General features: G+C 73.3%; 10 protein-coding genes and 1 pseudogene. 2 read left to right on the top strand and 9 right to left on the bottom strand.

Annotated elements, in window-relative coordinates:
• The 6 genes from I59_RS00545 to I59_RS00520 all read right to left on the bottom strand — a co-directional run.
• On the bottom strand, positions 1–532 hold a 532-nt coding region (locus I59_RS00545; protein ID WP_022902204.1), incomplete at its 3' end, for an ATP-binding cassette domain-containing protein.
• The gene (locus I59_RS00540) at positions 529–1,323 is read right to left on the bottom strand and encodes an ABC transporter ATP-binding protein (protein ID WP_022902203.1); all 795 of its coding nucleotides are present in this window, start codon (positions 1,321–1,323) and stop codon (positions 529–531) included. The genes I59_RS00545 and I59_RS00540, both read right to left, overlap by 4 nt.
• Entirely contained in the window at positions 1,320–2,216 is an 897-nt protein-coding gene (locus I59_RS00535; RefSeq protein WP_022902202.1) for an ABC transporter permease, read from the bottom strand. Before I59_RS00535 ends, I59_RS00540 begins: the two co-directional genes overlap by 4 nt.
• Positions 2,213–3,166, bottom strand: a complete 954-nt coding sequence (locus I59_RS00530; protein WP_022902201.1) for an ABC transporter permease — start codon at positions 3,164–3,166, stop codon at positions 2,213–2,215. Before I59_RS00530 ends, I59_RS00535 begins: the two co-directional genes overlap by 4 nt.
• Before the next feature lie 29 nt (positions 3,167–3,195).
• Positions 3,196–4,725, bottom strand: a complete 1,530-nt coding sequence (locus I59_RS00525; RefSeq protein ID WP_022902200.1) for an ABC transporter substrate-binding protein — start codon at positions 4,723–4,725, stop codon at positions 3,196–3,198.
• A 60-nt stretch (positions 4,726–4,785) separates the two neighbouring features.
• Positions 4,786–5,742 carry an alpha/beta fold hydrolase gene (locus I59_RS00520; RefSeq protein WP_022902199.1) on the bottom strand — a complete coding sequence of 319 codons (957 nt, stop codon included), beginning with the start codon at positions 5,740–5,742 and terminating at the stop codon, positions 4,786–4,788.
• Positions 5,743–5,806: 64 nt separating this feature from the next.
• Between I59_RS00520 and I59_RS00515 the strand changes: the two genes are divergently transcribed.
• Together I59_RS00515 and I59_RS00510 are read left to right on the top strand one after the other, a co-directional pair.
• The gene (locus I59_RS00515; protein WP_022902198.1) at positions 5,807–6,718 is read left to right on the top strand and encodes a siderophore-interacting protein; all 912 of its coding nucleotides are present in this window, start codon (positions 5,807–5,809) and stop codon (positions 6,716–6,718) included.
• A gap of 8 nt (positions 6,719–6,726) precedes the next feature.
• The gene (locus I59_RS00510; protein WP_148286031.1) at positions 6,727–7,530 is read left to right on the top strand and encodes an ABC transporter ATP-binding protein; all 804 of its coding nucleotides are present in this window, start codon (positions 6,727–6,729) and stop codon (positions 7,528–7,530) included.
• Positions 7,531–8,079: 549 nt separating this feature from the next.
• Here I59_RS00510 and I59_RS18760 read toward each other — a convergent pair.
• The 3 genes and pseudogenes from I59_RS18760 to I59_RS00495 all read right to left on the bottom strand — a co-directional run.
• Positions 8,080–8,435: pseudogene (locus I59_RS18760) on the bottom strand (Fe-S oxidoreductase).
• Entirely contained in the window at positions 8,432–9,835 is a 1,404-nt protein-coding gene (locus tag I59_RS00500) for an NAD(P)/FAD-dependent oxidoreductase (RefSeq protein ID WP_022902196.1), read from the bottom strand. The pseudogene I59_RS18760 and the gene I59_RS00500 overlap by 4 nt, the downstream one beginning before the upstream one ends.
• Before the next feature lie 70 nt (positions 9,836–9,905).
• Positions 9,906–10,331 (bottom strand): arginase family protein (locus I59_RS00495; protein ID WP_031272289.1); only part of this gene is annotated, 426 nt, incomplete at its 5' end.

Below are 10,331 nucleotides of genomic sequence, written 5' to 3'. Positions count from 1 at the left end.
CCCCGAACAGGATGCGCGGCGTGTGCACGACGGCCCGCGCGATCGCGATCCGCTGCCGCTGCCCACCGGAGAACTCGTGCGGGTACCGGGTGGCGGCGTCGGCGGGCAGGTCGACGCGCTCGAGGACCGAGGCCACGAGCGACTCGTGCGACCCGGGCACCCGGAGCGCCCGGAGGGGTTCGGCGACGATCGCCCCCACCCGCATCCGCGGATCGAGCGAGGCGTACGGGTCCTGGAACACCACGCCGGTCTCGCGACGGTACCAGCGCAGGGCGCGTGCGGAGCTGGAGGCGACCACCGGACGCCCGGAGGCCGTCACGGTGCCGGCAGTCGGTGCCTCCAGGCCGGCGAGCAGCCGGACCAGGGTGGACTTGCCGGAGCCGGACTCGCCCACGATGCCGAGGCGACCCCCGGCCGTCACCGCCAGGTCGACGCCGTCGACCGCGGTGCGGACCGGGCCGGGCTCGAACGGGCCCCGGCGGGGGAGTCGGTAGTGCCGGTGCAGCCCGGTCCCCTCGAGCAGTGCGGTCACCGGTCTCCTCCGGGAGTGCGGCGGACCGTCGCCCGCGCTGCGGACACGAGCGCCGCGGTCGCGGAGTGCTGCGGCGAGGCCAACAGGTCCTCGACCGAACCGCGTTCGACGACCCGACCGGCGTCGAGCACGACCGCGGTGTCGGCGATGCGCGCGAGGACCGCGAGGTCGTGCGTGACGAACACCATGCCCGCGGGGAGCCCCTCGAAGAGGTCGAGGATACGCGCCTGGGTGGTGACGTCGAGCGCCGTGGTCGGTTCATCCGCGACGAGGTAGGCCGGCTCACCCGCGACCGCCATCGCGATGCAGACCCGCTGCCGCTGGCCGCCCGACAGCTGGTGCGGGTACTGCCGCAGGAGCGACTCCGGGTCGGGCAGGCCGACGTCCGCCGCGAGGGCGAGGGCCCGGCGACCGGCTGCGCGGCGGTCCAGGCCGTGGTGCAGTCGGAGTGGCTCCGCGATCTGCGACCCGACCCGACGGAGCGGGTCGAGGGCGGTCCCCGGCTCCTGGAACACCATCCCGATGCCGGAGCCGCGGTGGCGCGCACGCTCCCGGTCCGGCAGACCGACGAGTTCGGTGCCGTCGAGGCGGATGCTCCCGCTGACGACCGCCCCCGTGGGCTCGAGCCCCATCAGGGCGAGCGCGGTCATCGACTGCCGGGAGCCGGAGGCGCCGATGACGCCCAGGCGTCGGCCGGGAGGCACGGTGAACGTCACACGGTCGAGGATCGTCCGTCCCGCGATGCGGACCGTGAGGTCGCGCACCTCGAGCCCGCCGGTGCCGCCCGTCACGCGGTCACCCCCGGAGCGGCGCCCGCTGCGCGGCTGCCGTCCGCGTGCGCGCCGGCGTCGGCTGCCCGGTCGCTCGTCGTCAGGCGGGGGTCGGAGGCGTCCCGGACGGCGTCGCCGAGCAGGGACAGCGCGGCGACCACCAGCGCGATCGAGGCACCGGGCCACGTGGCGCTCCACGGATGGACGCCGATGTACGCCTGCAGGTCCGACAGCAGCGAGCCCCAGGACGCGGTGTTCGACCCGGCGCCGTAGCCGAGGTACGACAGGCCGGCCTCCGCGAGCACCGCCGTCGCCATCGCGAGCGAGAGCTGCACGGTGAAGAGCGGCGCGGCGTTCGGGACGAGGTGCCGGAGGAGCACGCCGCCCGGGCCGACGCCCGCTGCCCGTGCCGCGGCGACGTAGTCGCTCCGCGCGATCCGCCGGATCTCGCCGCGGGCCACCCGGGCGATCGTGACGCCGAACGACAGCCCGACCGAGACGACCACGACGCCGAGCGAGCCGCCGTACACCGCGGTGAGGAGCATCGCGGTCAGCAGCGTCGGGAACGCCACGAGGATGTCGAGCAGGACCGCCGTGCCCTCGCGGACCCACCGTGCGGTGAGCGACCCGACGGCGGTGAGGACGATGCCCACGAGGCTCGCGATCACTCCGGAGCCGACGGCCACGACGACCGTGGTCCGGGTACCGGCGAGCAGGCAGCTGGCGATGTCCCGTCCCGAGGCGTCCGTACCGAACCAGTGCGCCGTGCTCGGACCCTCCCACTGGTGGAACGGGTCGGCGCGGAACGGGTCCTGCGGCAGCCACACGAGCGACAGTGCGGCGAGGACGACGAGGAGGCCGAGCACGACCACGGCGAACACCCCGGTCGGCCGGGCGAGCAGGCGACGGATCACGACGACGCCTCCCGCTGCCGGGGGTCGAGCGTCCGGTGCACGACGTCCACCGCGAACCCGACGAGCAGCACGAGCCCGGTGAGCACGAGCAGCTCGGACTGCACCTTCGTGACGTCCCGGCGCCCGACGTCGGTGACCAGCATGCGGCCCACGCCGGGGAGCGAGAACAGCTGCTCCACGACGACGGCGCCCACGAGGAGACCCGCGATCTGCACGCCGAGCACCGCGAGCACGGTCAGCGCGACCGACGGCAGCCCGTGCCGGAGGAGCGACTGCGTCCGCGTGAGGCCGATGGCCGCCGCGGTCCGGACGTGGTCCGCGCCGAGCACACCGAGCGTGGCCGACCGGGTGAACCGGAGGATGACCGCACCCTCGACCGCCCCGATCGTCAGGGCGGGGAGCACGAGGGACGAGAACGCGCGTCCGGGTTCGTCCCACCCGTCGAGCGGGAAGCCCTGGGTGGGGAGCCAGTGCAGGGTGACGGCGAAGAGCGCGACGAGGAGCATGCCCGCCCAGACGATCGGCACGGCCGCGACCGCCTGCGCGACGAACCCGATGACCGCGCCCCCCGCACGGCGCCGGAGCACCGCGGCGAGCACACCGAGTGGCACCCCGAGCGCGAGCGCCGCGACGAGCGCCATGCCGGCGAGGGGCAGCGTGACGGCGAGCTTCTGCACGAGCTCCGGGGCGACCGGACCGTCGGTGACGAGCGACCGACCGAGGTCGCCGCGGAGGAGTCCCCCGATCCAGTCGAGGTACTGCACGACGACGGGACGGTCGAGGCCGAGCTCCTGCCGGAGCTGCGCGACCTGCGCCGGTGTCGCCTGCGTCCCCGCGACGATCTGCGCGACGTCGCCGGGCAGCACGCGCAGCGTGGCGAACACGATGATGCTCGCCACGAGCAGGCCGACGACGAGCAGCAGCAGCCGCCCGACCAGGAACCGGGTCACGTGACGATGCTACTGACGGCGCAGGACGCTCACGCGACCGCGAGCTCCGACAGGTCGAGACGCGAGTTCGTCCCGTTGAACGGCACCCCCGTCACGCCCTTCCGGACCGCCGTGATCGACGTCGACGTGTAGAGCCACTCGCCGGCGGCGTCCTCGGAGACGATCCGGGCGGCCTTCTCGAGCGCCGATACCTTGGCCGACTCGCTCGTCGCGGCGACGGACTGCGCGTAGAGGTCCTGGACCTCCTGGTTGTCGTACCCGAAGTAGTAGTCCGGGTTCGCCCAGTTGCCGAAGTCCCGCGCCTCGACGTGGTCCACCAGGCTCATGTCGAACGTCCGCTCACCGGACTTCGGGGCCTGGAACACCGTGGAGAGCCAGGTGGCGAAGTCGACACGCTTGACGGTCAGGGTGATCCCGACGTCGGCGAGCTGCGACTTCAGGACGTCGCCGATGGTCGTCGGGTAGATGTTCGCGTACGTGAGCGTGAGGGAGAGCTTCGGCTTCCCGGCTGCGGCGAGGAGCTTCTTCGCGTTCGCGGGGTCGTACGCGTCGATCGAGGTGAGGTCCTGGTAGCCGGGGTCGAGGGCCGGGATCGGGCCGCCCTGCTCGACACCCGTCCCGCCGATCGCCTTGATGATCGCCTTCGCGTCGATGGCCTGTCGGATCGCCTGGCGGACGCGCTTGTCGGTGAACGGCGCCTTCGCGTCGTTGAACGCGAGGGTGTACTTGTCGGTCGTCTTGCCGGTGTGCAGCGTGATGTCCTGGTTGCCCTCGAGCTGGCTCTCGAGCGTGCCGTCGACGGCGGTCTGCACGTCGAGGTCGCCGTTCGCCATGGCGTTCACGGCCGTCGACGGCTGCGTGATGTACCGGAACTCGATCTTCGCGACCTTCGCCTTGGTGCCCCAGTAGTCGTCGTTGCGGTCGAAGGTGAGCGAGTCGCCCTGCTTCCACGAGGCGACCTCGTACGGTCCCGTGCCGTTCGCCGAGTCGGACAGGTCGTTCTTCGCCGCCTTCTCGAGCACCAGCCCGGCGCGTCCGGTGAGGTTCCAGAGGAGGTCCGAGTCCGGCTTCGCGAGCTGCAGGACCACCGTGTCCGCGGACGGGGACGTGATGGACGAGACGTTGGCGAGCTTGGCGGAGTCGACGTACGTGTCGTTCGACTTGACCTGCTCGAGCGACCACACCACGTCTGCGGCGGTGACCGGCTTGCCGTCCTGGAACGTCGTGCCCTTGCGGAGCGTGAACGTGTAGGTGCGTCCGTCCGACGAGACCTCGTGCGAGGAGGCCAGCACGTCCCGGACGTCCCCGTCGGCGGTGCGCCCGACCAGGCCCTGGTACACGTTGTCGATGAGCACCTGGTCGAGCGCGGCACCGGACTGGGTGCGGATGTCGAGGCTCGTGGGCTCGAGCACCAGGCCGACGCGCACGGTGGCGTCGGTGCCGCCGCGTTCGGTCGACGATCCGGAGCAGCCGGTCAGCGCGAGTGCGGAGGTGACGGCCACCGCAGTCGCGACGACGGCGAGCCGTGCCGCGGCGGTGCGGGGGAGGAGCGGACTCATGGGTTGTGGGTTCCTTCCGGGCGCTCGTGGCGACGGTCGTCGCGTGGCGCTCGCACGAGACTACTGGCGTGCGGTGTCGCCCTGCGACGGTTTCTCGTCGGGGTGTAAGAATCCGTGGTCGTCCGCCCATGCCCGGATCGCACGGGCGAGTTCGAGGGGCGCCTGGTTCTGCACGGCGTGCCGCGACTCGACGGTCACGATGCGCGCTCCGGGCAGCCGCTCGGCGAAGCCCGCGTGCAGCTTCGGGGAGACGTAGCCGCGGTCGCCGCGCACGAGCAGGATCGGCACGTCGAGTGCCTCGAGGTCCGGCCAGGCGTCCGCGAACCGCCCCACGGAGGAGGTCCGGCCGGTCCCCAGGTGCGGGAAGTGGTGGCGTCGGACGAGTCGCCCGTCCGCACCGAGCCGGGTGGTGTGCCGTGCCTCGCGCAACAGGACCCCGCGGTCGTCCCCGACGCGTGCCTCGACCGCGCGGTCCACGACCTCGTCCAGGGACGCGAACGGCTCCTCGTCCTCGAGCGCGCGGGCGATCCGGTCGACGGCGCGCTGCGCGAAGTCCGGCGACATGTCGACGAGCACGAGTCCGGTCACGCGATCCGGCGCGGTCGCGGCCAGACGCGCGGCCAGGATCGCCCCGAGGGAGTGCCCGACGAGGACCCCGGGCGGCACGGCGAGGGCGTCGAGCGCGGCCAGCACCGTCGGTGCGGTCGCACTCGCGGCGTAGTCCGCGTCCTCGCGCCACGACGACCGGCCGTGGCCGGGGAGGTCGAGGGCGACCGCCGGCGCGCCGACGGCGATCGCCGTCTGGTCGAAGCTGTGCGCGTCGATGCCGAGCCCGTGCAGGTAGGTGATCCGTGCCTCCCGGCCGTCGCCCCAGCGGATCGCGGAGACGTCGTGCCCGTCCGCGGTCCGGACCACCTGCCTGGAGGCGCGGAGCGGCTCCGCCACGCCGCTCGCGGTCGCGAGCGCGGCGAGGTCGGCGAACTCGTCGTTCGGGTCGGGCAGGGCGGGATCGGACACGGCACGATCCTGCCACCGCCACGCACCCTGGTCGCGTTAGGTAAGGCATGCCATACTTGGATTCGTGGCAGCCCGGTACCGCATCTTCTCCGTCCGCGTGGCAGCCGTCACGTCCCTCACGCCGCACTTCGTGCGCGTGACGCTGACGGGTGACGCGCTCGCGGAGTTCTCCGCGGTCGGGCTCGACCAGCGGATCAAGGTCATGCTGCCGATCGACGGCCACGGCTTCACCGAGCTGCCGGAGGACGGCGACTGGTACGGCGCCTGGCGTGCCCTGCCCGACGAGCAGCGGAACCCGCTCCGCACCTACACGGTGCGGTCCTTCCGTCCGGACGCGCACGAGCTCGACATCGACTTCGTGGCGCACGGCGACGCCGGCCCCGCCTCGCGCTGGGTGTCCGACTGCCGGGTGGGCGACGAACTCCGCATCGTCGGCCCGCGCGTGCCCGAGTCGCCGGACGAGCTGCCGACCGGTGCCGCCGAGTTCGCACCGGGCACCGCGACCCGCATCCTGCTCGCCGGCGACGAGACCGCCGCGCCCGCCATCTGCGCCATCCTCGAGGCGCTCGACGTCGCCACGGTCGGCCACGTCTTCATCGAGGTCCCCACCGACGCCGACCGGCTGCCCGTGACCGCGCCCTCCGGGGTCGAGGTCCGCTGGATCGCGCGCAACGGCGCGACCCACGGTGTCCGCATGACCGACCAGGTGCACGCGTGGGCCTCGACCGTCACGGCGACGGCCGGTGGCGCGTCCGCGATCTGCGCCGACAGCGCCGACTTCACCGAGGTGGACGTCGACGAGCAGGTCCTCTGGGAGGTCCCCGCCCCCGTCGACGAGCGTCCGGTCTACGCCTGGATCGCGGGCGAGGCCGGCTGCGTCAAGGAACTCCGCCGTCACCTCGTGCGAGGTGTCGGTCTCGACCGCAAGCAGGTCGCGTTCATGGGGTACTGGCGGAACGGCAAGGCCGAGCATTGACCACGGCGGTGCCGACCACCGCCCTGCCGACGACCGCACTCGGTGCCCGTGGGCTGACCCTCGCGTACGACGACCGCGTGGTCGTGTCCTCCCTCGACGTGGACGTCCCGGACGGCGAGCTCACGGTGGTCATCGGGCCGAACGCGTGCGGGAAGTCGACCCTCCTCAAGGCGTTCGCGCGCACGCTCAAGCCGAGCGCGGGCACCGTGTACCTCGACGGCGTGCCGATCTCCTCGCTCCGTCCGAAGGCGGCGGCACGACGGGTGGCGATGCTGCCGCAGACGCCGATCGCACCGGACGGCATCACCGTCCGCGACCTCGTGTCCCGCGGCCGGTTCCCGCACCAGGACCTGCTGCACCCGTCGTCCGGCTCGGACCGGGCCGCCGTGCAGGCCGCGCTGGAGCAGACCGACACCGTGTCCCTCGCCGACCGCAGCGTCGACGAGCTCTCGGGCGGGCAACGGCAGCGGGTGTGGATCGCGATGGTGCTCGCGCAGGAGACCGACATCGTCCTGCTCGACGAGCCGACGACGTTCCTCGACATCGCGCACCAGTACGACGTGCTCGAGCTGGCCGCGGAGCTGCACAGGGCGGGGCGGACGGTGGTGGCGGTGCTGCACGACCTCAACCAGGCGGCCCGGTACGCGACGCACCTCGTCGCCATGCGGGCGGGCTCGATCGTCGCGGCGGGGACCCCGTCCGAGGTGCTGACGGCGTCGCTCGTGGAGGACGTGTTCGGCCTGCCGTGCGTCGTCGTGCCCGACCCCGAGACGGGCACGCCGCTGGTCGTCCCGCGGCGGCCGGCTGCCTGACGCCCCGCGGGACCGACGGGCGGCTCACGCGGCGCGTTGAGGCGCCTCGGCACGCGGTTGGTCGCGTGACGTGCCGCTCACGTTCGTGCCGCGCGGCCCCTTCTGCGACCGCGGCGCGACGCACGCATCGTGTTGCGGGCAGCGCGTTGGGCGCACCCGAGCGGCCGGTGATCCGTCGCGACTCCCCGCACGAAGGTCGCCGAGCGGTCACGAAATGTCGGTTCTGGGCTTGCGCAGCGACCACTTGTGACCGTTCCGCGAGACGCGGACGGGGTGTTGCGACCGACTGCGCGGACGGCGCAACTCGGCGGTCCCGCGGCGGTGTGACGCGCAGGGCGTGTTGCGCGTGCTCGAGCGGAGTGTTCGGCGTGCGGTCGCGACTCCCCGCAGGACCGTTGTCGAGCGGTCACGATGTGTCGGTCGCGGGCTTGCGGAGCGACCACCCGTGACCGTTGCGCGGGCCGCGGACGGGGTGTCACGGCCGACGGCAGACGGACGGGAGGCGCGTGGTGCGCCGTCGTGTGACCCCGCGCCCGGTGGGCGGTCGGCTCAGCGGACGTAGCCGCCGTCCTCGAGGCCGGCCTCGACCTCGAACCGGTTGCGCAGCGGGTCGCGTCCCGCCATCGCGTAGAGGAGCGGCATCGCCAAGCCGTACCGGCGCCACTGCGTCACGTGCACCCGTTCGTGCCGGAGCACCCGGTCGCCGTCGTTGTCGCGCGTGAGGTACACCGAGCCGACGCACGTGCCGCCGCGACGGAAGGCCCATCGGGGGAGTCCGGAGCACACGACGAGGCCGTCGACCACGCGCACGGGTCCGTGGAGAGGGGCAGACCGACCGCCAGCCCGACCGCCGTCGCGAACAGCCAGCCTGCCCGCGACACGACCGAGTCGACGAAGGGGTTCACGCCGGGCGGCCGTAGGTCTCGAGCAGCCGCAGCCAGACCTCGTTCATCGTCGGGTAGGCAGGGACCGCGTGCCACAACCGGTCGATCGGCACCTCGCCCACGACGGCGATGGTCGCCGCGTGCAGCATCTCGGCGACGTCCTGCCCGACGAACGTCGCGCCCACGACGACCCCGCGGGACTCGTCGACGACGAGGTTCGCGCGACCCGTGTAGCCGTCGGCCTGGAGCGCGGCGCCGGCCACGTTCCCGAGCTCGTACTCGACAGTGCGGACGTCGATGCCCTGCTCACGGGCCTTCGCCTCGGTGAGCCCGACGCTCGCGACCTCGGGGTCGGTGAAGGTCACCTGCGGTGCGGCGGCGTGGTCGGCGGTCGCGACGTGGGCGCCCCAGGGCTCGGTGTGCAGCGGTGTGCCCTGGTACCGCGCCGCGATGGCCTCTCCGGCAGCACGGGCCTGGTACTTGCCCTGGTGCGTCAGGAGCACGCGGTGGTTGACGTCGCCGACCGCGTAGAGCCAGTCGGTGCCGTGCACCAGCATGGTGTCGTCGACGTCGAGCCACGCGCCCGGTTCGAGCCCGACCGTCTCGAGTCCGAGGTCCGCGGTGTGGGCCCGTCGGCCGGTCGCGGCGAGGACCTCGCTCGTGATGACGACCTCGCCGTCGTCGAGCGTCGTCGTGACCAGACCGTGCTCGTCGCGGTCGACCCGGACGGGGTTGACGCCGGTGCGGACGTCGACGCCGCGTGCCCGGAGTGCGTCGGCGACGAGCTCTCCCGCGAACGGCTCCATGCCGCCGAGCAGACCGTGCCGCGCGACGAGGGTGACCTTCGCACCGAGCGATGCCCAGGCGGTCGCGAGTTCCGAACCGGACACCCCGCCGCCGATCACGAGGAGGCTCTCCGGCACCTGCTGGGCGCTCGTCGCCTCACGGGTGCCCCAGGGTGCTGCCTCGGCGAGCCCGGGGACGTCCGGCAGGGTGTGCAGCGAGCCCGTGACCACGGCGACGGCGGCGCGGGCCGTGTGCGTCTCGCCGTCCACCTCGATCGTCTTCGCGCCGGTGATGCGCGCGTAACCGCGGATGAGCGCGATGTCGGCGGACTCGAGCCACGCGACCTGCCCGTCGTCCTTCCAGTCCGAGGTGAACGAGTTGCGGCGGGCGAGGACCCGCGCGACGTCGAGGGAGCCCGTGACGGCCTGTGCCGCGCCGTCGAGGCGCTTGGCGGCCTCGAGCGCGTGCCCGCTGCGGAGGAGCGCCTTCGACGGCATGCACGCCCAGTACGAGCACTCGCCGCCGACGAGCTCCGCCTCCACGATCGCGACCGAGAGCCCGCGCTTGTGGGCGTAGTCCGCCACGTTCTCGCCGACTGCGCCGGCGCCGATCACGATGAGGTCGTAGTCCGTCATGCCGCCAACCTACGCGGCCCGTCCGACGGGATGCCGAGCGGGAGGAGTACAGCGGGGTGTCGGCGCCCGGTCAGGGGGTCTTCGCCGCGTTCGCCAGGGCGCCGACCGCACGGAGGATCACGCCGAGATCGTCGACCGCGCGGTCGGGATCGACGGGCGCGAACCCCGTGAGTGCCGCGCCGAGGAGCCGTCGGCCGCGTGTCGCCGCCTGGATCAGCGCCACGAGTCCGGCACCGTCGAGTCCGAAGGGGACCGGCTCGAGGAGGCCGTCGACCTCCGAGGGATCGAGCACGTCGAGGTCGACGTGCACGAAGACCGATCCGGACCCGGTCGCCGCCACGGTCTCGGCGAGGGCCTCGGGCGTCGCAGCGTCGACGTCGAGGTGTCGGATGCCGGCACGGTCGAGCGCGGCGACCTCGCTGTCCTCCACCCCGCGGATCCCGGCGACGACGACGCGCGACCCCGGGAGCACCGGGAGTCGGGGAAGAGGTCGTCC

Origin of the sequence: Curtobacterium sp. B8 (assembly GCF_000333315.1) — a bacterium.
Taxonomy (GTDB): Bacteria; Actinomycetota; Actinomycetes; order Actinomycetales; family Microbacteriaceae; genus Curtobacterium; species Curtobacterium luteum.
This window is presented reverse-complemented; position numbering and strand designations above follow the sequence as displayed.